This window comes from Streptomyces sp. NPDC058092 (assembly GCF_042884935.1).
Classification (GTDB): domain Bacteria; phylum Actinomycetota; class Actinomycetes; order Streptomycetales; family Streptomycetaceae; genus Streptomyces.
In genome coordinates this window covers 38782-59666 of the sequence record NZ_JBHVSY010000039.1, presented here as the reverse complement: position 1 = coordinate 59666, position 20885 = coordinate 38782, and the positions used below count along the sequence as shown (strand labels likewise).

General features: G+C 70.0%; 21 protein-coding genes and 2 pseudogenes. 10 read left to right on the top strand and 13 right to left on the bottom strand.

The features are described 5' to 3' along the window. Nucleotides 1-532: RNA-guided endonuclease InsQ/TnpB family protein (locus tag ACFVV1_RS38200; protein WP_389999485.1), on the bottom strand; the 532-nt coding region annotated here is incomplete at its 3' end. A gap of 115 nt (nucleotides 533-647) precedes the next feature. Between ACFVV1_RS38200 and ACFVV1_RS38195 the strand changes: the two genes are divergently transcribed. Beyond that, nucleotides 648-1175, top strand: coding sequence for a hypothetical protein (locus ACFVV1_RS38195; RefSeq protein WP_389999482.1), 528 nt, complete (start codon nucleotides 648-650; stop codon nucleotides 1173-1175). Here ACFVV1_RS38195 and ACFVV1_RS38190 read toward each other — a convergent pair. Beyond that, complete coding sequence (locus ACFVV1_RS38190; protein ID WP_389999479.1) at nucleotides 1144-1950, bottom strand: IS5 family transposase; 807 nt, start codon at nucleotides 1948-1950, stop codon at nucleotides 1144-1146. The two genes, ACFVV1_RS38195 and ACFVV1_RS38190, sit on opposite strands and share 32 nt — an antisense overlap. A 353-nt stretch (nucleotides 1951-2303) precedes the next feature. On the opposite strand from ACFVV1_RS38190, the gene ACFVV1_RS38185 reads away from it, so the two are divergent. Both ACFVV1_RS38185 and ACFVV1_RS38180 read left to right on the top strand, forming a co-directional pair. Next, a complete protein-coding gene (locus tag ACFVV1_RS38185) occupies nucleotides 2304-2756 on the top strand; it encodes a DUF5707 domain-containing protein (RefSeq protein WP_389999476.1) in 453 nt (150 codons plus the stop codon). Nucleotides 2757-3111: 355 nt separating this feature from the next. Further along, nucleotides 3112-3345: a hypothetical protein gene (locus ACFVV1_RS38180; protein ID WP_389999474.1), complete on the top strand. Its 234-nt coding sequence runs from the start codon at nucleotides 3112-3114 to the stop codon at nucleotides 3343-3345. A gap of 51 nt (nucleotides 3346-3396) precedes the next feature. Here ACFVV1_RS38180 and ACFVV1_RS38175 read toward each other — a convergent pair whose 3' ends face one another. Beyond that, nucleotides 3397-3714 (bottom strand): hypothetical protein, encoded by a 318-nt coding sequence (locus ACFVV1_RS38175; RefSeq protein WP_389999471.1) that lies wholly within the window; start codon nucleotides 3712-3714, stop codon nucleotides 3397-3399. A gap of 396 nt (nucleotides 3715-4110) precedes the next feature. Beyond that, nucleotides 4111-4356, bottom strand: a complete 246-nt coding sequence (locus tag ACFVV1_RS38170; RefSeq protein WP_389999468.1) for a zinc ribbon domain-containing protein — start codon at nucleotides 4354-4356, stop codon at nucleotides 4111-4113. Nucleotides 4357-4748: 392 nt separating this feature from the next. Here ACFVV1_RS38170 and ACFVV1_RS38165 point away from each other — a divergent pair, with 392 nt between their 5' ends. Beyond that, complete coding sequence (locus ACFVV1_RS38165) at nucleotides 4749-5030, top strand: hypothetical protein (RefSeq protein WP_389999465.1); 282 nt, start codon at nucleotides 4749-4751, stop codon at nucleotides 5028-5030. 361 nt (nucleotides 5031-5391) lie between these two features. On the opposite strand, the pseudogene ACFVV1_RS38160 reads toward ACFVV1_RS38165, so the two are convergent. Beyond that, nucleotides 5392-5511, bottom strand: a pseudogene (locus tag ACFVV1_RS38160) (SAM-dependent methyltransferase); the annotation flags it as partial. A gap of 128 nt (nucleotides 5512-5639) precedes the next feature. Between ACFVV1_RS38160 and ACFVV1_RS38155 the strand changes: the two are divergent. After that, nucleotides 5640-6074, top strand: coding sequence for a TauD/TfdA family dioxygenase (locus tag ACFVV1_RS38155; protein ID WP_389999462.1), 435 nt, complete (start codon nucleotides 5640-5642; stop codon nucleotides 6072-6074). Nucleotides 6075-6241: 167 nt separating this feature from the next. Here ACFVV1_RS38155 and ACFVV1_RS38150 read toward each other — a convergent pair whose 3' ends face one another. The 4 genes from ACFVV1_RS38150 to ACFVV1_RS38135 form a co-directional block, all read right to left on the bottom strand. After that, a complete protein-coding gene (locus ACFVV1_RS38150; protein ID WP_389999460.1) occupies nucleotides 6242-8809 on the bottom strand; it encodes an FtsX-like permease family protein in 2568 nt (855 codons plus the stop codon). After that, nucleotides 8809-9594 carry an ABC transporter ATP-binding protein gene (locus ACFVV1_RS38145; protein ID WP_389999457.1) on the bottom strand — a complete coding sequence of 262 codons (786 nt, stop codon included), beginning with the start codon at nucleotides 9592-9594 and terminating at the stop codon, nucleotides 8809-8811. The genes ACFVV1_RS38150 and ACFVV1_RS38145 overlap by 1 nt, the downstream gene beginning before the upstream one ends. Nucleotides 9595-9754: 160 nt before the next feature. Beyond that, complete coding sequence (locus ACFVV1_RS38140; RefSeq protein ID WP_389999454.1) at nucleotides 9755-10264, bottom strand: hypothetical protein; 510 nt, start codon at nucleotides 10262-10264, stop codon at nucleotides 9755-9757. Nucleotides 10265-10497: 233 nt separating this feature from the next. After that, nucleotides 10498-10647, bottom strand: a complete 150-nt coding sequence (locus tag ACFVV1_RS38135; RefSeq protein ID WP_389999451.1) for a hypothetical protein — start codon at nucleotides 10645-10647, stop codon at nucleotides 10498-10500. A gap of 268 nt (nucleotides 10648-10915) precedes the next feature. Here ACFVV1_RS38135 and ACFVV1_RS38130 point away from each other — a divergent pair, with 268 nt between their 5' ends. Next, nucleotides 10916-11923 (top strand): zinc-binding dehydrogenase, encoded by a 1008-nt coding sequence (locus ACFVV1_RS38130; RefSeq protein ID WP_389999448.1) that lies wholly within the window; start codon nucleotides 10916-10918, stop codon nucleotides 11921-11923. Between the two features lie 185 nt (nucleotides 11924-12108). Next, the gene (locus ACFVV1_RS38125) at nucleotides 12109-12987 is read left to right on the top strand and encodes a GNAT family N-acetyltransferase (RefSeq protein ID WP_389999445.1); all 879 of its coding nucleotides are present in this window, start codon (nucleotides 12109-12111) and stop codon (nucleotides 12985-12987) included. A gap of 366 nt (nucleotides 12988-13353) precedes the next feature. Here ACFVV1_RS38125 and ACFVV1_RS38120 read toward each other — a convergent pair whose 3' ends face one another. After that, entirely contained in the window at nucleotides 13354-14121 is a 768-nt protein-coding gene (locus tag ACFVV1_RS38120) for a class I SAM-dependent methyltransferase (protein ID WP_389999442.1), read from the bottom strand. A 101-nt stretch (nucleotides 14122-14222) separates the two neighbouring features. Here ACFVV1_RS38120 and ACFVV1_RS38115 point away from each other — a divergent pair, with 101 nt between their 5' ends. Continuing rightward, entirely contained in the window at nucleotides 14223-15422 is a 1200-nt protein-coding gene (locus tag ACFVV1_RS38115) for a sensor histidine kinase (protein WP_389999439.1), read from the top strand. After that, nucleotides 15419-16075, top strand: coding sequence for a response regulator (locus ACFVV1_RS38110; protein WP_389999436.1), 657 nt, complete (start codon nucleotides 15419-15421; stop codon nucleotides 16073-16075). Before ACFVV1_RS38115 ends, ACFVV1_RS38110 begins: the two co-directional genes overlap by 4 nt. Nucleotides 16076-16303: 228 nt before the next feature. Here the strand turns inward: ACFVV1_RS38110 and ACFVV1_RS38105 are convergent. The 3 genes and pseudogenes from ACFVV1_RS38105 to ACFVV1_RS38095 all read right to left on the bottom strand — a co-directional run. Then, a pseudogene (locus ACFVV1_RS38105) lies at nucleotides 16304-16465 on the bottom strand (IS630 family transposase); the annotation flags it as partial. A gap of 230 nt (nucleotides 16466-16695) precedes the next feature. After that, nucleotides 16696-17751, bottom strand: a complete 1056-nt coding sequence (locus tag ACFVV1_RS38100; protein ID WP_389999433.1) for an NAD(P)H-binding protein — start codon at nucleotides 17749-17751, stop codon at nucleotides 16696-16698. 58 nt (nucleotides 17752-17809) lie between these two features. Then, entirely contained in the window at nucleotides 17810-18124 is a 315-nt protein-coding gene (locus tag ACFVV1_RS38095; protein WP_389999494.1) for a tetratricopeptide repeat protein, read from the bottom strand. Nucleotides 18125-19581: 1457 nt separating this feature from the next. Between ACFVV1_RS38095 and ACFVV1_RS38090 the strand changes: the two genes are divergently transcribed. Further along, a complete protein-coding gene (locus ACFVV1_RS38090; protein ID WP_389999430.1) occupies nucleotides 19582-20883 on the top strand; it encodes a sensor histidine kinase in 1302 nt (433 codons plus the stop codon). Nucleotides 20884-20885: the final 2 nt, after the last annotated feature.

Below are 20885 nucleotides of genomic sequence, written 5' to 3'. Positions count from 1 at the left end.
GGGCGAGCGCGGCTTTGTGCGCGTGGTCGAGACGCTGACGCCGTACCTTGCGGTGCAGCTTGGCAACCTTCTCCACCGCCCGGCGGTGCTTGGCACTGCGGTTCTCCCGCTTGCGCCGGGGGAACGCCTTGAGGGCGCGCTGAGCGTCGGCGAGGACATCGGCGTTGCGCTTGCCGTGCCGAGGGTTTTCGACGTGGGCACCCTCGGACGTGGTGAGGAAGTGCGTGACGCCCATGTCGATTCCGGTCACGGCACCGGTGGCTGGCAGCGGCTCGGCGGGCACGTTGTCACAGGCGAGGATGACGTACCACTGTCGCCCCTCGCGCTTGATGCTCACGGTCTTGACCCGGCCCTTCACGGGCCGGTGCTGGTGCACCCGGACGTGCCCGACGCCTTGCAGCCGTACGCGGGTGACGGGGTCGTGCGGGGTGGAGTCCCAGCGGCAACCGTCGCCGTCCTTGGGGAACTCAACGGTGTCGAACCAGTTCACGCCACGGAAGCGGGGATATCCGGGCTTCTCCCCGGCCCTCACACGCCGTTGTCATACCGGATGTGATTCGTAGGTTTCCGCTGGTCAGGCATAGTTTTTGTGTGGTTGAGGGAGGGGTGGGACGTTCTGTTCGTCCTGGATGGCGTGGAGGTGGCCGGTGGCTTCGGTGATGGGTTTGCTGGAGAAGCGGGAGACGGTGGCCCGGGTGCGGGTGGAGGAACTCCGGGTGGAAGCGGACCGGATTCTGGCCGAGCTGGGTGAGGCCGAGACGGTGCTGGAGCGTCGGGTGATTGCGCGTGCGGAACTGACCGAGGCTCTGGCCGCTCCCGGGGTGATCGAGGGCGTGCTCGTGCCTGGCCCGCAGGCGCCGCAATCGGTGCCGGTGCCGGTGCCGGTGGTGAAGGTCCCGGTCGCCAGATCGGTGGTGCCCCGTCGGCACGACGGGATGGGCGTGGAGGCACTCGCGCCGGATTACCGGCGGATCATGGAGGTATTGGAGGCCGGCTCGACGGCCGGCGAGGATGGTTTGTCGGCGAAGGAGTTGACGGGGCGGCTGGGGCTGAAGCTGGTGCCGGCGAAGATCGAGGGTGTGCGGTGCAAGGCGAAGCGCCTCCTCGAGCGGGACTGGCTGGCTCCGGAACCGTCGGGCAGGTTCAGGCTGCGGCCATCTGGCGTGACGGGCTGACCGGCCGGGCAAGCCGTCGGCCCATGAGCATGGCCGCCGACCACAGGGCGATCGCTTCGCTGCTGGCCGGCAGGGCTTCGTAGTCGCGGGCCAGGCGGCGTGAGCGCATCAGCCAGGACAGACTGCGCTCGACGACCCACCTCCTGGGCAGGACCACGAACCCGGTCACGTCGTCGCTCCGTTTGACGATGCTCAGGGTGAGGCGGAGCTGGTCGCGGGCGAAGTCGATCAGGTTCCCGGTGTATCCGCCATCAGCCCACAACAGGCGGATCTTCCGGTGACGGGCAGCCAGTTGGGGCATCATCGTGCGGGCTGCCTGCCGGTCGGTGACATCGGCCGGGGTCACCAGGACCATCAGCAGCAGACCGAGACTGTCCACGATCACGTGCCGTTTCCTGCCGTTGATTTTCTTGCCGCCGTCATAGCCGCGGGAGGCCGCCGGCACCGAGGCGGCGGCCTTCACCGACTGCGAGTCGATGATTCCCGCACTTGGCTCCACCTCCCGGCCCTCCCGGACGCGGACCCGGCCGCGCAGCCGGTCGTGGAACTCGTTGACCAGACCGTTGTTCCGCCACCGCCGGAAGAATGCGTAAACGCGGTCCCAGGCCGGGAAATCTGCTGGTAACGACCGCCACTTGACCCCGCTGTCGACGACGTAACGGACCGCGTCGATCATTTGCCGGTGGCAGTAGCCTTCCGGCTTGCCGCCCCGCCCTTCCAGCCAGGCCGGAACCGGCAACGACACACGCACCACCTGCCATTCCGCATCACTCATGTCCGAGGGATAGCGCGGTGCCCGGTCGGGCTGATCGGCCGCGTTCCCGAACCGGTGAGCGAGACAATCGCACGCCGAAGCAGCCAAGTTGAACGACAGGGGCGCAAGCGAGTACAACTGGCGCAACAGGGTCTCCTGAACAGATCGGTCGGGCTCAACACCTCCGAACTACCAAGAGGCCCTGTCCTCATGCGCCGATCACCCCGAGACCATCCAATCCATACTCCGTTCGAACCCCACGCTCGAAGACCGGTATGAATACGGCTTCTGAGGTCTGAGCAGTCCTGAGAAGCGATTCCCCCCATGCCTAAAGACACGGGTCCCCTCGCTACCTATCCGATGGAGAACCTCTCATGCCCCGACGTATCGTTCTGTCCGTGGCCGCCGGTGTCGTCGTCCTCAAAGGTGCCGGGGCCTTCTCCCTCGCCTACGCCGGGGAGCAGCCTCCCTCTCTGAGGCACAGCACTGCCCGCTACGCTGCCCCCGACGGCGACCGCGATGGCTCGTTGACCTTCACCACTGACGTCACGGCGTCCTCTGGCGTCAAAGACGTGAAGGTCCTGGCCTGGCCGGCGAACTCGTCCTTCGCCGAGCAAGGGCTGACCACCAAGGACATGGCCGCCGCGGAATCGGCCGTCTGCAAGCCCTTCGGTGAGGACACCGTGCGCTGCACCTACGCGGTCACCGTCACCCGCGCCGAAGCCAAGGCGTCCCCACGCGGTGTCTGGCACGTCGCCGTCCTGGCCGGCGCCGAAGACGGCACCACGACGCTGGACACCAAGGCGGCCGACTTCACCGTTATGTGACCCAACCGCGCATGTGATCGTGGCACGTGTGCCTTGGCACTGAGCGCGCGCATCGCACGGGTCTGCCGCTCAGCCGCCTCCGTGATGGCCGGGGCCGGCCGACGGCCGCATGCGCTATAGTTGATCTTGGAAGTTCGCCGCAACTCACGGCGAATGACTCTGCGTTGGTGGTCCAAGGAAAGACGCCCCGCTTCCTGCGGGGAAATGCAGGTGCAAGGCCTGCCCAGCGCTCGCTCACGAAGCCCTTCCCCCACCGGGGAAGGGCTTCGTCACGTTCCCCGCGCGCCCTGGAGAACTTCCGCGCGGCCTTCACCCACGAAGACCCCACAACAGCGACCGCGAGGCGCGCAGCACCGTGATCTACCAGGTCCGGCGGGCCTGGGTTCACCTCGCCCTCGGCGACATCGCCGCCGCTCTCGATCTGGGTCACCAGGTCATCGACACGATCGGCGGTGTCAACTCCGCCCGCGCCACCAGCGCACGCCGACGATTCCGTCCGGTGCGGGCACCGGGGCAGGTGAGACCACCCCGGTGCCGGCAGCCCACCTCTGCCACGGTGGCGGCGCGTCTCAGCGGACCGTCACGTTGAAAACCGGCGAGGCCGTGGTGCCGCTGACGATGCGCAGGTCGTTCTTGCCCTTCAGCCCGAGCTTGAGCCGAGCGGGTAGGAGCCGTCCCGCGAGATGCTCGTGGACGCGGGCAGTTCGGCCGCTGGGAGGGCCGATCCGGTGGCCGAGGGGGCGAGCTCCGGGGCACTGGCAGGCGTCGGTAGTGAATCCGCGACGTTCGGCAGACCGGTGCCGAAGGGCGGCTTGTCCAGGACGGTGTGGAGCAGAGTGCGAGTCATTGCCGCCAGCGGACAGCTCGTGATCTCGGAGAATGGCTTGATCTCCCAGCCGAGGTCTCCTGCGGCACGCTGCGCGTGCGTCTCGAACTGGTTCACGGCGTGTGTGCTCATGTGGGCCCGCGGAGCCCGCGGGTTCTTCTGAGCGGCTTCTGCCGCCGCACGGGTGGAACGCCACGCAAGGTTGCAGATCTCACCGAGCGCACGGCAAGCCGCAGCCCTGCCGCCCGCATCCTCCAAGCGGTGACGATGGCTGTCTGTGACAGCCGGCAGGTTGATCTCCTCCAGCCGGTACAGGAATTGGCCTCCTCCCCCACATGAATGTGGGGGATTCTCTCCCTGGCGTCCGTGTGTGCGGTGCACCTTGAGGCGGGTTCCTGGTTCCTTCCCACCGATGGGTGGGGGTTGTGCGCGCTGCCGGGACGGGTCCTGGGCTTACGTGCGCTCCGCAGGCGTTTACCTCGTCCGCTGCCGGGCGAGGGCCCCCGGTCCGGGTGTGGGTGGTACAGCTTATTGTGCGGCGCGGATGCGCCGTCCTTCGTGTTTGATGTTCTGGCCCGCGTTGTGGTCCCGGTCGTGCCGTGTGTCGCACCCGCTGCAGGTCCAGGCCCGGATGTGCAGGGGTTTGGGCCCGTCGCGGCGTCCGCAGGCGGAACACGCCCGCGAGGACGGGAAGGCGCGGTCCACCCTGGTCAGAGTGCGCCCGTACCGGGTCGCCTTGTGGGCCACCGGAGGTTCCCGGGGTTCTCGAGTCATGAGGAGGTGCGGGGGTGAGGAGGCGCCGGAAACGCGGCCCCGCCGACTGGGCCACGGCCTGTGGCCAACGCTTCAGTGCCCTGTACCGCTTGAGGAGGGCCGTGATCCTGTCCCGGTCCGCGCTGCCGTTCAGTTCGGTGAGGAGATCACCGGGGCAGAGCTCGTACCGCCCTCGCGTCTCCTGGTACATGTGCCGTCGGTGCAGGGGTTGTGGCTGTGCCGCCCGTGTTCCCTCTGCCACCTCCTGCTGCCTCGGTGGGCGTTTCCCGGTGAGTTCTTGCCACCGCTCACGCTGCGCGTCCAGTTCGGCGAGAGCATTCTTCCGGCGGGGATCGCGCCTCTGATGGGCGCATACCTGGGCCAGGTTCTGGCGGGCTGCGTCCCGGGAGGCAGTGTTCTTCTGTGCGCCGGCGGCCGCCCGGCTTGCCGAGCGGCCCTTCATCCGCGAGAACCCGTACGCGCTGTGGTCGTACCACCTGCACGCCCTGATCCGCTCCACCCTGCACACCGCGGACGACGCCACCGACGACCGCTGGACCGACGCCGACTGGAGGGCCGCCGCCACCCGCGCCCTGGCCGCACCGAAGCCGAGCAGCACGGCAACGCCGGCGAGCAGGCCATCGCCCAGGCCCACCTCGCCCCGGCGGCATGCGGTCGATCAGCGCCGATCCTGACCGGCACAGGGCCGCTACGCCGGACGCGCTGGAGCGGTGGAAGCCGAGCTCCGGCGCCCAGCACCACGGACGGGCTGGAAGGGCGGGTGAAACCAGCCGTCGAGGCCGTCGTCGTAGCCCACGTACGGCTGGCAGCGGTGGCCTTCGGCGCGGGCGCGGGAACGGCGGCGTGAGTAGGCGCTGTGGTCATACCGGTTCAACGAGCGTCGCCCGGCAGCGCCGTACCCCCGAACGCGCGACCGGTGACGGTGCTCCCGGGCCCTGGGCAAGCCACCGCGCGGGAGAGCTTGCCCAGGGTCGCCTTCGGCTTGCCCGGTCAGGTCCGCCGCACGGTCGGCGGCCCGGTCGCCTGGCGGCAGCGTTACGGTCGGGGCTTGTTCGCGAACACCCACCGGTTGCCCGCCAGCGCGTCGTTCTGCTCGGGCAACGGGCCGCGTCCGTGATGGCGGGTGAAGTCGAAGGGGGTCTGGACCGATGTGGACCGCGCGGGGTCCGAACGGGTGTTGCCATGGCGTACCCGGTGCGCCGTGCACGCCGGTTCGAACCAGCTTTCGCCCGAACCGCAGGTTCCGAAGCCACGTCGTGCTGTCGGTCCCCGGGAGGTCGTGGATGCCGTCGGTGGTTGGGCTGTTGGAACAGCGTGAGCCGGGTGCTTACCAGGCGGTGCTCTTCGAGCCGCGGTTCCTGACCGAGCCGCCGCCGTCCTTCGGTGCCCTGGGCAGCGGGACGCCCGCCCACGTGGTGCTGAACGGCGACCCGGAGGACCCCAGTGTGCTGGTGGACGTCTCCGCCACGCGTCCGCTGGACGACGAGGCCCGGCACGCCATGGCGGAGCTGCGGGACGTGTTCGTGGAGACGATGTCGGCGCTGTCGCTGCGTGTCGGCGACCTGGCCGTCGTCGACAACCGCCTCGCGGTGCATGGCCGTATGTCGTTCACTGCGTCCTACGACGGTGCGGACCGCTGGCTGCACCGGGTGTACGCGTACCTGGACCATCGGCGCAGCCGGGTGGACCGGGCGGGCAACGGCGCGGTCCTCGGCTGAGCGGGGCCACGCACGCGACATCCGTGTCCGACAGGAGGCCGAGGGACCGGCCGCCGCACAGGGGGCCGGCCTCTCGGCCGTTCGCGTGCGCCGCGGCGTGCAGCACTCAGGGGCGCACGGGAGCTGAACTCCCGTGCATCCCCGAGGTGTTGATGTGGTGCGTCGGCCTACTGGCGGGCGCTGATGACGTCCGCCGGGCGTCCGCCGAGTGCGATGCGGCCGGGGACCAGCGTCGCCACCGCGGTGAGCACTGCGGCGAAGCCGAGGACCCCGAGGAACATCGGCAGGTCGACGGACGGCTGGGCGGCGCCCGTCATCCCGACGCTGAAGGCGGTGAGCACCGCGAGCGAGATGGCCGTGCCGAGCACCGCGGCGACCAGGACGATCAGGGCGGACTCGATCCTGAGCATCGACATCACCTGACGGCGGGTCGTGCCGACGAGCCGCAGCAGGGCGAACTCGCGGGTGCGGTCCGAGACCGACATGGCCAGGGTGTTGACCACGGCGATCGCGGTGAACGCAATGATCAGGCCCATCGCGAGGTAGTTGACCTCGGCGTTGGACTGCTGCACGTCGGCCTGGAGGTCGTCGGCCTGGGTACGGTCCAGGACGCCGATGCCCGGGAAGCGCTTGAGGGCGCCGGTCAGCTGCTCGCGGCCCGCCTTGCCGTCACCGGCCGTCTTGACGAGGACAAAGGAGGCGAGCGGGTTGTCGACGTGCCGGGCGACGAGGTCGTGCGACATGGTCAGGTCGCCGAATCCCAGACCCCGTTCGTAGACGGCGGCGACCTTCAGCTCGGCCACGGTGGCGTCGCCGAGCGTCACCTTGAGCGTGTCGCCGGGCTTCTTGCCGAGGTGGTCGGCACAGACGTCGCTCATCGCGATGCTCTTGTCCCCGAAGCCCTTGAGGCTGCCCCGGGAGACGTCCGGGTCCCAGTTCGTGGTGAGGCCCTGCGCGGTGATGCCCTGCGTCGGGTACTTGTCGAGGCCGACGCGGACCTGGGTCCGGACGATCTCGGTGACCTGGGTGACGCCCGGTACGGCGCGCAGCGCGTCCGTCGCCTCGGCGGGGACGCCCGGGCCGTTCGAGGCGACCACCCAGTCCGCCTTGTTGCCCGCCTTGGCCTGGGCCGAGGCGGCGTCGTCCATGGTGGTCTGCACGAACAGGACGGTGCAGGCCATGCCGATGAGCAGGACCAGTGGGGTGACCGCAGCGGCCATCCGCTTGGCGTTGGCCCGGGCGTTGGCGGTCGCAAGGTGACCGCCGACGCGCGAGAACTTCAGCGGGATCCCGAGGATCGCGACGGCGATGCGGGCGATGACCGGGCCGAGCAGCGAGACCGCGACGGTGAGGACCACGACGGACAGGAACGTGACGGGCTGCGAGGCCGGTTCGGTGCGCAGGAAGCCCAGCAGGACGACCACACCGATGCCGAGGGCCAGGGCGAGCATCCCCACGCCGAGCCGTCCCCACGCGAAGTGGCGCTGTTCCATGGACGCCTCGGACAGGGCCTCGGCCGGGCGGATGCGGGCGGTGCGGCGTGCGGAGATGCGGGCCGCGACCCACGCCCCGAGCAGGGACGCGCCGACGGCGGCGGTGAACGGCACGAAGCTGAAGGTGAGTTCGAGGGTGTCGGGGATGGCCTTGAAGTCGATGAACTTGCTGTGCAGCCAGTACGCGAGGGGCAGACCCACGACCGAGCCGAGTCCGCCCGCGAGGCCGCCGATGATCAGGGCCTCGCGGCCGATCAGCTGACGGACCTGCTTGGGGGTCGCGGCGATGGCGCGCAGCAGGGCGAGCTCGCGGTAGCGCTGCTGGATGGAGAGCGCGAACGTGCCGACGACGACGAGGATCGCGACGAGCAGCGACGTACCGCCCATGGCGCCGCCCATGGAGACGAGCTTGACCCGGGCCTTGCCCGCGTCGAGGAACTCGATGGGGCCGCGCTCGCCACCGGTGGCGACGGCGTACTTGCGGCCGTCGGCGGCGAGGGCCTTCTTGGCCTGGTCCGCGAGTTCGCTCGCCAGGACGCCGGGCTTGGGCAGCAGGCCGACGGCCGCGACCTGGCCGGCCCGTCCGGAGAGGTTGCGGGCGGTCTCGTCGGAGAAGAACAGCGAGGTCTGCTGGTGCAGGTCGCCGCCCTTGGCCGCCGCGATGCCGCTGACCTTGTACGTCGTCGGGGCGCCGGTCGACTGGACGACGAGGCTGCTGCCGGTCTTGAGGCCGGTGCGGGCGGCGAGTTCCCGGTCGAGGACGACCTCGTCGGCGCCCGCGGGTGCCTTGCCGTCGGTCAGCTCGAACGGGGTCAGTGCGGCGGAGGACCAGGCGTGGCCGTAGGACGGCTTGCCGTCGATGCCCGGCACGATCTGGCCCTGGGGGCCGACCGCGTACGCCGGGAAGTTCGTCTCGGGCACCGCCTTGCGTACACCGGGCAGGCCGGCGAGGGTCTCGGTGGTCCCCGCGGGCAGCCAGACCCGCTCGGCCAGCGGCTTCGCCTTGTGCTTCTCCTTGACGTCGCCTTTCTTCTTCTTGATGGTGGTCTGGTGGACGTTCTGGTCGGCGCCGACGATGACCGGGGCGGCGGCGTAGCGCTCGGTGGCGATGGTGCCGCGCAGGCCGGTCTCCAGGAGGATGCCGCAGGCGGTGACCAGGGCGGCGGCGCAGAACAGGGCGAGGAAGGCGCCGATGAAGCCGCCCTTCCTGGCCTTGAGCGTCTGCAGTGCGTAGCGCAGCATCAGGCCCACGCTCCCAGGTGTGTCATGCGCTCGGCGACGAGGTCGGCGGTCGGGGCGTCCACCTGTCCGGCGATCTTGCCGTCGGCCAGGAAGAGGACGGTGTCGGCGTACGAGGCGGCCACCGGGTCGTGGGTGACCATGACGACGGTCTGGCCGGTCTCGTTCACGCAGGCGCGCAGCAGGGAGAGGATCTCCTTGGCGGTCACGGTGTCGAGGGCGCCGGTCGGCTCGTCGCCGAAGATGACGTCGGGCCGGGTGATGAGGGCGCGGGCGATGGCGACGCGCTGCTGCTGGCCGCCGGAGAGTTCGGCGGGCCGGTGGCCGGCCCGGCCGCCCAGGCCGACGCGGCCGAGGATCTCGTCGAGCCAGTTCTTGTCGAGGCTCTCGCCCGCGAGGCGCAGTGGCAGCTCGACGTTCTGACGGACCGACAGGGACGGGATGAGGTTGAACGCCTGGAAGACGAAGCCGATGCGCCGGCGGCGCAGCTTCGTCAGCTGGGTCTCGTTCATGTCGTTGAGCTGGGTGTCCCCGATGTAGGACTGGCCCGTGGTCGGCTTGTCGAGGCCGGCCGCGCAGTGCAGGAACGTCGACTTGCCGGAGCCCGACGGGCCCATCACCGCGGTGAAGGAGCCGTGCTCGATCCCCACGGAGACCCCGTCCAGGGCGCGGACGGCGCGGCCGTTCTTGCCGTACACCTTGGTCACGTCGGCCAGACGAAGGGCGTGTCCCCGGTCGACCGTGTTGTAGTCGTTGTCGAGGGAAGGGCGGCTCGTCTCGGTCACCATGTTGCGACCTGTCCTCTCCATAGTGCGGTTCGGGGTCTCAGGGGGATGATTTTCGAGCGTATATGGCATCGAGTCGAGCGTGGTCCGTGGTTCTGTATTCGATCTGCTTCGGGGCCGTTTGGGGCAGTTGAGCTGGTGTTCACGGGTGGGCCGAGGCGCGTCAGGGGCGCTGCACCTGGGCCGCGGCGGCGGTGGCCAGGCGGGCCGTGTACGAGGCGGCCGCCCAGGGGGCCGGCGGCCGGCCCGCGGTGGGGCCGTGGACCACGGTGGCGGCCCAGCCGGCGTACGAGGCCGCGTGCAGGATACGGAACGGGCGGATCCGGCGGCGGGTCGCGAAGAGACCGCGCCAGACGCGGGTGACGGCGGCCGGCAGGAAGAGGTAGCAGGCCAGGGTGCCTGGCGCGAGCCGGAAGTCGGCGGCCGTGGTGGGCAGTTTGCGGGTGAGGAGGGCGTCGCCGGGGCCGATGCGGTGGCCCGCGATCTTCACGGTGATGTGCAGGACCAGGAAGCCGATGCCGAGGAGTCCGGCCGCGCGGTGCAGGTGTTGGGCGTACTGGCGGTGGTGGGGGGCGAGGAGGTTGCGGAAGGCGGTGGTGAGGCCGAGGAGCACGGAGCCGGAGAGGGAGACCAGGGCGACGACCCCGGCCATGGCGTCCAGCCACGCCCGCACGGGGCCTTTGGTGAGGGCCGCGGTGGTGCGGACGTGATCGGACTCGGGTGGACGACGCAGTCGGACAGCACCGCGAGCGGGCAGAGGCCGGTCGCGGCGGCCGTGTTGGGCAGTTTGCGGTGCATGGTGACCCGGGCCTTGCTGATGACCGCGGCGCGGATGTCCGGGTGTTCCAAGGTCGCGGGCGGACGCGCGGAGGTCCCCGAGATCCCGAAGCTCGATCCCCGCGCCCCCTACCGTTCGGACCGTGGCACCTTCCGCCCTGTTCCATGTCCGGCCACCTCGTCGGCTACCGGGCGTGCGCCGAAGGCCGCTCCGAGTTGGTCCAGCAATCCGGCCACGGCCGCCTTCGTGTCGGCGTCGTCGCCCGCGTAGAAGGCCACTTGCCGTCCTTCGGCAGGCCGGGGCTCCGCGGCGGATGAACCGCCCTTCACCCGTGGCGTCATCGGTATCCCAGGGGTTCGCGTCTCGTCCCGGCGGTCCAGCGCCGGGGACCGGGGACCAGTCGGGGCGGGGCGCCGCCCGCGGTCTGTGTGAGGGCGGGCGGCTGATGCAGCTGGACGGTGCGCCGGCGGAAAGCACCTGCTGCTGCAGGTTCCCGGATGACGCCCCGGCCAAGCTCCGCACACACCAACGCGCAGGAGGAGAATCATGAACCGTCGTGTCGTCTATACCCGTGGCGGGTTGCCTGCCGACGTCCTGACCGTGATCGAGGAGCCGGGGCCGGCAGCGCCCGAGCGCGGCCAGGTCCTCATCCGCACCACGGCCTTCACGGTGCACCCTGGTGATCTCCAGGCTGTCGAGGCCTATCCGGGGAAGGCTGCACAGCCGGTTCCGGCCGGCCTGGAGGCCACCGGCGTGGTGGAGGCCATCGGTCCGGGAACGCGTGTGGCGCCGGGTGTCAAGGCCGGCGGCCGCGTAACGGTCTTCCCCCAGCCGGGGGCGTGGTCCCAGTGGGTCGTGGCGGACGCCGAGGTGGTCGTCGCCGTACCGGACGAGCTGTCGGACGAGGTCGCCGCGCAGATGCTGGCGAATCCGCTCACCACGGTGATGCTGCGCCGTGAGGCGCAGGAGCACCTGGCCTTCGGTTACGACGGTTGTCTGGTGCAGACCGCCGCGGGCTCGTCGGTCGGGCGGCTGGTGACGGGCGTGTGCCAGTTTCACAACCTGGCGCTCGTCAACGTCGTCCGCAGTGACCGCGGTGCCGCCGAGCTGCGCCGGCGGTTCCCGGACGTGCCGGTCGTGTCGACAGAGCATCCGGGTTGGGCCGACGAGGTCCGCAAGGCAGCTGACGGTCGTCCGGTGAGTGTGGCCTTCGACCCGATCGGCGGGAAGCTGGCGGAGAACCTTCTGGGCCTGTTGACGCCGGGCGGGAAACTGGTCAGTTACGGGCAAATTGCCGAAGAGGCGATCCCGGTGCACGCGTCGGCGCTGCTGGACAAGTCGTTGACGCTGCGGGGCAAGAACATCGGCCGGTGGCTGGCCGAGGCCTCCGCCGAGAGACGGGCGTCCGACGTCGCGACCGCGAAGCAGATCGCGCTGGGGCTCAAGGACCAGTTCGAGGTGGCCGCTACGTACGGCCTCGGCGAGCTGGCCAACGCCTTGGAGCTCGCGGTACGGCCCGGAAAGGTCGGTCTCGTCCTCGTCCGCCCCTGGTAGCCGCAGCAACCTCCTTGAGGCGGCGGCGAGCTGCTGCAGGGTGCGCCTGCGGCCTCAGCCGAAAACTGGGCGACCCAAGCCGCAACTCACCACGCCGCTTACGCTGCTGAACCGACCCACCGCAAGAGCACCCGTTGGTGACGAAACAGCACGCCTACCGCATGAGGAATGAAGAATCATGAAGCATGCGCCCAAATGACTGGCACCTCACCGAAGACGTCGACGTCTTTCTCGCCCGAGCCGGAGACTTCCTGCGCTCGCGCCCCGCTCTGCACACCATGCCGCTGACGGTAACCGAAAGACTGCGAACACGCGGGACGAGCACGTACGGCGCCGAAGCCCCCGTCTTTGGCCGACTGGAGCGAGCGGGGGAGGTCCACGCTGCTTTTTACCGCAACCCGCCCGGCCTCCTGAGCCTCACCCCCGTCACCCGCGAGCAGGCCGACATGCTCGCCGCTCACCTGGCCAGCCTCGGCCACCCGCTCCCTGGTGTCAGCGGGGACCATGACACCGCCACCGCTTTCGCCGAGGCCTGGCAGCGGCACACAGGCACAACGCCGACGCTCCGCGGGCGGCTCCGTCTGTACCGTCTTGGCACGCTCACTCCACCGGAGTCGCTCCCAGAGGGCCGGGGTCGAGTCGTGGGCGAGCAGGACCGTGAGCAACTCATGCTCTGGTGCCGTGAGTTCGCCGCCGCCGTTGGAGAGGTCGCCTCCATAGACGCCGACTCCTGGGCCGACACACGTTTCGCGGACAAACGCTTCTCGTTCTGGGAGACCCCGGACGGCACTGCGGTCTCCATGGCGGGCGTGACTTCGATGGTTGCCGGCCAGATCCAGGTGGACCCCGTCTACACCCCGGCTCACCTCCGGGGTCGTGGCTACGCGGGCGCTGTGACGGTCGAGGTGAGCAGGGCCGCGCTGGCCGCAGGCGCGACGGAGGTCGTGCTCTTCGCGGACCCTGCCAACCCCACCAGCAACGGCCTCTACCAGCGAATCGGGTACGTCCCGGTTACCGACTTCGCCGTGTACGACTTCTCATGTGCCGTGCCGGAACTCAGCTAGGAACTCTGGAGGGACCGCGACGGGCACAGCGAACACCTCTGTGCCCGTCGTGGCGCACCACTCGCGATCTGCACGGTTTTCCTGCCGTGGGTCACCAAGAAGCGAACTGCCCGTCACTTTGGTGGAGTTCACCTCGCCAGCAAGGCCGCACCATCGCCCTCGCGGCCCGCCGGCCCGCCGTCTCGCCGTCTCGCCGTCTCGCCGTCTCGCCGCACTGTGCCCGACAGGAGCGCGGCCGGGCCGGCCCGAGAAGGTCCGCGAGCCCGTCCAGGAGCGGCGTGGCTACCGCGAGACCTCGCTCAAGGAGGTGTGTCCGTCCGACCCGTCCGTCGTGGCGGGCCCGCAATAGATCTACGTCCTCTGTCACTAACCCGGTGAGGCAACGGAGACCTTCAGGGAAACGGATGAGGCGTCTGCGTGGGGGGCGCGCAGGTGCCAGACGCGCGCCGGAGGGAGGTTGCCCCATACGGTGCGGCAGTCGGCGGCGTGGGTCTGTTGGAAGGTGTCGAGCACGTGGGTGACTCCGCTGTGCCGGGCCAGGCTCCGGGAGGTGCCCAGCAGTGCGCGGAGGCGGGCAGTGCCGCGGTAGCCGAAGTACGTCAGGTGGCCGCCGGGCTTGAGTGCGCTCAGGTAGCCGGCGAGTAGATCGGACACCTCGCGGGGGTGGAAGTTGGCGAACGGCAGCCCGGAGACGATCACGTCGTAGCGCGCCTGGGGGTCGAGCTCTGCCACCGGTCCTGCGATCAGTGCGATGCGTTCCCCGTAAACCGCCAGCCGGGGGTCGGCGCGCAGGTCCGCGGCGAGCAGGCGAGCGAAGCGGGGGTTGGCCTCGACGAGGTCCAGGGTGTCCTCGGGACCGAGCAGGTCCGCCAGCACCCGGGAGACCGCGCCGGTTCCGGCACCGACCTCCAGCACGGCGCGCGGCTGCCCGGTGCGGTGCGCCAGCGGCGCGGCGAGCGCCGCGGCGAGGTGACGGCCGCTCGGGGTCACCGCCCCGGTCGTACGGAAGGTCCGGAACGTCTCGGCGAAGAACAGCCGGCGGTCGGCAAGGCGTCGTGCCGGGGACCGCCGGGCGGGGAATGTGCGTGTCGGGGAGAAGACCATGGCATGGACGCTAGGCAGCTGCGGGCGCATCGGAATCTCCTGATGTGTGACGAAGACCCCCGACGAAAGTAGGGGGTCCCGATGGCCGTTCGCCGGGGTCCATAAGGCAGGAGCGTCCCTAGGATGACGAGGTGAAATCCGAGCCGGGGCGCAACGTACCGTTGTGGGTGGAGGTGCCGTCATCGGTGCTGCTCGCCCTGCTGTCCATGCTGGAGGGCTTTCGGTCGGCCGGTGACACCCTGGCCGATCCGGCACCGTGGGTGGCGGCGACCGCCTCGTTCGCGGTGCTCGCCCGCTATAGGATTCCGCAGGCGGTGGCGGGCCTGGCACTGGTCTCGGTCGGCCTGGGCTCCCTGTTCCCATTCCTGGTGACGCTCTATCACTTCGCCTCGCGCGGCCGGTTGCGAGCGGTGTGGGTATGCCTGGGTCTCGCTTTGGCCGCCGGGTTGCCGTGGCTGGCGGTTGCGTTGGCGCTGGGACGCCCCTTGTCCGGGGGTCGGCTGAACACCTGGACCGGCGCCGGTGTCGGCAATGCCGTGCTGGTGGCTCTGGCCTTGGCCCTCGGTATGTGGGCGGGCAGTCGGCGCAGACTGCTGGGTGCACTGACCGACCAGGTGGAACAGCTGCGGGTGGAGCGTGAACTCCGTGCCGAACAGGCACGGTTGGCGGAGCGGGCACGGATCGCCCGCGAGATGCACGATGTGCTCGCACACCGGCTGAGCCTGCTGATGCTGCACGCCGGGGTACTTCAGTTACGTGCTGAGGGAATGTCACCGGCCGTCCTGGAGCGGTTGACCCTGCTGCGCAGCACGGCCGGACAGGCGTTGGACGACCTGCGCGAGGTGCTGGGGGCGCTGCGCTGCGACCGGCCCGCTCGGGCCGATGGGGCGCCTGCTGTCACGGCGCCGGCCCTGCCGGAGCTGGCGGAGCTGCTCACCGAGGCACGGGCCGCCGGCCAGGTGATCGAGTCGGTGGTGTCCGGTGATGTGGAGAGCACGTCCACCAGCCATCGTCTGGCGGTACACCGGCTCGTACGGGAGGCCCTGACCAATGCCCGCAGGCACGCCCATGACGCGCCCGTGACGGTGAGTGTGCACTACGGACCGTCGGCCACCACGGTGGAAGTCGTCAACGGACCGGCCGGACGCGTCGGGGACTCCACGGTCTCCGGAGGTTCCGCGGTACCCGGTGGCTATGGCCTGATCGGTCTGGCGGAGCGAGTCGCGGCGCTGGACGGTCACCTGCACACCGGTACCTGCGGGGGCGGTTGGCGGCTCTCCGCCCGGCTGCCCACCTCCTCACCCGTCCGTCCGTCGGCGTCCGCCTCGTGATCAATATTCTGGTGGTCGACGACGACGCCCTGGTGCGGCTCGGTCTCGTCGACCTGCTGTCCACCGACCCGGAACTGACCGTCGTCGCCGAGGCGGCGGACGGCCTTGCCGCCGTCGAACAGGCGGGCCGGCACCGGGTCGACATTGCCCTGGTCGATGTGCGGATGCCGCGGATGGACGGCATCGCCGCGACCCGCCGGCTGCGCGCGCTCCCGAACCCGCCGCGAGTGATCACCCTGACCACCTTCGACCTGGACGAGTACGTCTACGATGCGCTCGCCGCCGGCGCGGACGGCTTCCTGCTCAAGGACACCGAACCGCGCGAGATCATCCGCGCAGTCCATGTGGTGGCGGACGGCCAGGGCATGCTGCATCCGGCTGCCGCCCGTCGTCTGATCGACCGCTTCCACCGGGCCGCCCGCCCCGAAGTGCTGGAAGCTCGCACCCGGTTCGAGGGTCTGACACCTCGTGAGAAGGACGTCCTGGCACGGCTCACGCTGGGCGATTCCAACGCGGAGATCGCGGCGGCGCTGGGCATGCGCGAAAGTACCGTCAAGGCACACGTCAGCCGGATCCTCGGTGCGCTCGGCGCCGGCAACCGCGTCCAGGCCGCCCTGCTGGCCCGCGACGCGGGGCTGGGCGGCCACGACTGACCGGTTCGCGGCGGGGAGACCGTCCGTCCCCCGTGGCCTGCCGCCGATCGCTCAGCCGCTCAGGCCGTGGTCGCGGGCAGTGGCCTGCCCAGCAGGAAGGCCCGCAGCAGCGCGGTACAGAGGCGCGGCCGGCCGCGGGAGACGGCGTGACCGGACTGGCTCACACGAGGCGTCTTCCTCGGCGCCCGCCCAGCCACCACCACTCGAACAGTCCGCCGGGCTTCTTCGTCCGCCGTGCCGCTCTTGACTCCGGATCAGGGCGTCGTCGCCGACGGAGCAGCAGCCGTGGAAGCAGGTCACGCCGCGGGTGCGGTGACAGGTCGCCGGCAGCCGGTTGGGCTTGCCCTGCTTCGCCCAGCAGGAGCCCTGGGTGGGCCGGATTCCGAGGGGCGCCGTGCCGTACATGTGCGTGAGGTGTCCCGAGCGTGTGGACGAGCTGGACGACTCCTCGGTCTCCTCATCGGCATCGCCGATGGCGAAGGGCGGGCATGGCAGAACCTGGACGGCGGACGCCTCTGCCCGGCCAAGGGCTTGCCGGGTGCCCTCCGCATCGGCATCCGCCTCCAACGGTCACGCCACGGCGCAGGACACGCTGGACAGCGCTCGCAGAGGGAGGGGCTTCAGGGGGTGAAGAGGCTGAGGTTGTCACGGACGTAATCGGCCACCCCTGAAGGAGGGCGCCCGGTGACCTGCTCGACCCCGTCCGCCTTGCGGTCGTATCGATTCTCCGCATGAAGGCGAGCCATGGTGGAGATGTGCTGGAAGACGTGGTCGGGCAGCCCCAGCCGCCTGAGATCGTCGTCGATCCATTCCTGCAGGGGGATGTCGGTGTAGCTGACCGGTCGGCCCAGAACTGTGGAGACCTCCGCCGCCATGGCGGCGATGTCCTCCGAGCGCGGGCCGGTCAGCTCATAGATCCTGCCGGTGTGCGGGGCCGGGTCGGCGAGGATCTCCTCCACGACCGCGGCGACGTCGCCGGCCGCCACAGGGGAGGATTTCGCCTGGCCGAAGGGCAGTCTGATGGTTCCGTACTTCGCGATCGAGGAGAAGCCGGCACGGAACAGCGGGTTTTCCATGAACACGGTGGGCCTGACCTGGACTACGGGCAGGCCCGACCAGTCGAGAACCTGCTCCACCAGCCACTGTTGCCGCTGCTGCACAGACTCGGAGGTGCTGGTGAGGTCCATCTCGGACACAGTCAGCTGCGACATGTTCACGAACGCTTCCAGGCACCCGTACGCACGCGCGACGGCCGCCACCGTCACGGCAGCCTCCAGATACTGCGCCGACACGCCCATGCCGAAGTACATGCGTGCGCAGCCGGCCAGGGCGTCGGCGACGTCGCCTGCGCGCGTCAGGTCTCCGACGACGACCTCGGCGCCGGTCGCGCGCAGCGCCTGCGCCCGCTCGTCGTCGCGACGCACCATGGCCCGGACGGGCAGGTCCCGTTGTCGAAGGCCTTCGACCACGGATCGTCCGACGGCACCGACGCTGCCCGCCGCGCCCGTCACCAGAATGGGCAGCACACTGGCTTCCGGGATGCGGTTCATAGGGGCAGCCTGCGGTGTGCACAGCCAGGGCGCAACTGGAGCCCGGCGAGCCTCGGCGCTGCGACAACGGCCGGCTCGTGTGACGGGATCGGCATACTCAACTGTGGTCGGGTAGCCGGAGACCATTGCTGGTCTCCGGCTACCCGACCACACCGGGACTCGCGGGCTGTTCGGGGCACCGCCTCTACAGGTGCGAACTTGTGGCATGGCGACTCATTACGAGTCTCTGTGCAACGAGCCACTCTTCTGCGCCCCTAGGGGACTCCCCCAACCTGCCGAAGCCACAGCCCATCGTCCTTTTGACCACCACACCGGCGGGCTCCCGGTCCCCCAAGGCGGCCAGCCGGTCCGCGAGCTGCGAACGGGCCCGCAGCGTCTGCGGATGGTCCTCGCCGAGGGTCCGTGCGTACCCCGTGACCGTCTCGTCGAGCAGCGGCACACCCTTGGCGGTCCGCCCGACCTGGCGCAGCACGTCCGCCGGCCCGTGCCGCGCGTGCAGCGTCTCCGTGCCGCGCGTGCAGCGTCTCCGGGGCGTCCGGTCCCAGCGCCCGCTCCGCGTCCGCCACCAGCGACCGGGAGCCCTTCAGTGCCTCTTTGGCCAGGTCCAGTCGGATCAGTGCGGTGATGTGGTTGCTGCACGGCCTGGATCGCCTTGGCCGACACCGGGCCCTCGGCCCGTACGAGTGCGTCCACCGCCCGGGCGCAGACCTCCTCGGTCTCGGCCAACCGCTCCAGGCCGTGCAGCACGCTGGACAACACCGTCAGCGCTGCCCCGGTGGCCGGAGCCCCCAGGGCGCTGGGGCCGCTCCAGCCGGGACACCACGTCCCGCAGCACCTCCTCGGCCTCCACCGGCCGGCCGGCCCTCGACAGCCGGCGTTGTCCGTCCCCGCTCATGGCAGCTGCCCCTTGGTTGTCGCCTGGCCGGGCTTATCGCCGGGGCAACGGGCGGCGTGCCCAGGGATCCCGCCCGCGACGCGGTGTCCGACGGCCCGTCAGGCGTCCGGCTCCGGCCCGGCGTCGGTGAGGCGGGGCACGGGCGGGGCCCCCTCGGCGACGCCCTTCTCGCCCTACGCCTCCCACCCACACCCCTGACCCGTCCCGCAGCCTGGACCGCACAGCTGGCTGCGGTCCGAAGGCGGCCGGGGTGCGGGTGCCTGCCTGCAGCTCGGGGGCTCGGTCGGCCCGGGCCGGCCCGGCCTCCAGGGTCAGCGGCGCAGGACGTAGTGGGTCAGGCGGGAGCGGGCGGCCTGGCGTGCTCAGCCGGCGCGGGGATTCGGCGAGCTGCCGGAGAGGGCCGTTGTCCACGCCGTGTGACCGGCGAGAACCCAGCAGGCAAAGATCGTCCGGTTCGCAACTGCGGGGGCCCACCCACGCTGCGTGTACAGATCAACTCCAGTAAAGTGACCATGCTTTAGGAAGTGGCAAGGCCGCGAGTCGACTGCGTGCGATGGCGGGAAGCACCAGATGTAGCCTGCGTTCGCCGTCCTCAACGGAGCTCTGATGTACTTGTTCATTTGTGTTCAGCGGGCTCCGCCCTGCGACCGTTTCCGGGGCCGGGAGTTGCGCGAGGGCCGGCCGGACGGCCGACGCTGCCGGTGAGGATCGCGCCGTTGGAGCCTTGGCCGGCTCGGGCCATTCACCGGGCCCCGTCTCGGCCTCGCGGTCGTTTGTCTGCGGTGCCACTTCTTCGCCCTGCACGAGCGTTCCACACCGTATTCACGAATTGCCACATTGTTACTCCTGTCCGCCAGTTCTCCGTAGGCCGCACTCACCTCCCTACGGGGGAGTGAACTGCTGCGCCGTCTTCGAAGGCTCGACTCCGACCCCTAGGACCACCCTCCGTGACCTTGTCCTCAAAAATCGCCCTTGCCCTCGGCGTCTTGTCCCTCCTCCTAGCGGTCTGGGCGCTGCTCCTGGCACGCTCGCGCCGCAAACACGTACGACGAGGCAGAGACTTGTCCGCGGAGGCGCAGGCTGCCGATTCCCGTGCGCAGGCTGCCGAGGGCCGCGCCCGAACCGAGGTGCAGAACAGGCAGACCGCAGAGTCCCGCACGAAGGAGGTCAATACCCGCGAGGCGGAGCTTCTCGACGAAGTGCGTCACCTCGTCTCCGAGCGGCTTCCCGCTCTCGCACTGCACCTGATCAGCTCTCATTACCCCGTCCCCGGACTGCTGCACAAGAATCTCGCGGGGTCTGAGGCTGCACAGCTCCTCGACGCCCTGACCGAAACTGTTTCTGACATCGTCCTCAAGGAGAGGCGCCGCATCGACGCCGCTGCCCGGGCTGCCCTGCGCGGCGCGACTCAGGAGTCCCAGGCCCTCTCCTACCGGTTGCAGACGAATATCGTTGGTCTGCAGCACGAGTTCAGCGCGCCGCCCAGTCTGACGCAGAGCCTGCTTGAGTCCGACCACCTCAATGAGCAGAACCTGCGCCTCACGCAGAGATCCGCCATCGTGTGCGGAGGCTGGCCGGGGCACGTCCGCAAGGACACCTACGTGAGCGAGGTCGTCAGTGGCGCCTCCTCCCGACTGCGCGGCTTCGACCGCATCAACATCGTTTCGCGGCTGGGCCTTTCCAACATCGGCGTGGTCGGGCGCGCGGCCGAGCCTGTTGCCGTGGTCTGCGCCGAGCTGATGGCCAACGCGCTGGAGCACTCCCGTGACGACCTCATGGTGGACGTCAGCTTGTTCCAGACCGGCAACGGCAGTGTGTGCATCACGATCGACGACGCCGGCAAGGGCATGACCTCAGAGGCGCTCGCCCGCGGCCGGGGTCTGATATCGGGTGAACAGCAGGAGGTGATGCTCCTCGAGCTCGGTGACCCGCCCTCCATGGGCTTCGCTGCTATCGGCCGCCTCGTCGCCGACTACGGCCTCCACGTCTCCATCGACACTTCCTCTCCCTATGGCGGGGTGCGCGCTGTGGTGTCAGTTCCCGAGAATTTGCTGACCTCGATCGACGAAAACGCCACACCTCCGTCGGTCATGGCTCCCCAACCCGCCGTGGCGCCCCAGGCCCACAAGCGGCCTGCCGCTGCCGGCTCGCCCGCGCACTCGCCCGCGCACTCGCCCGAGCCGACCGCCTCAGCAGAGCTGCCGCAGCGCCGTCGCCGTTTCTCAGCGACAGCCACCAATGATGACGCCGCCGCAGCAGCGCCCCGCCCCTTGGACCCGGAGAACACCGGTGCCATCTGGAGCGATTTCCAAAGTGGCCTCACCAGCGGCCGGTCCGTCACCGATTCGGAGGAAACACTGTGACC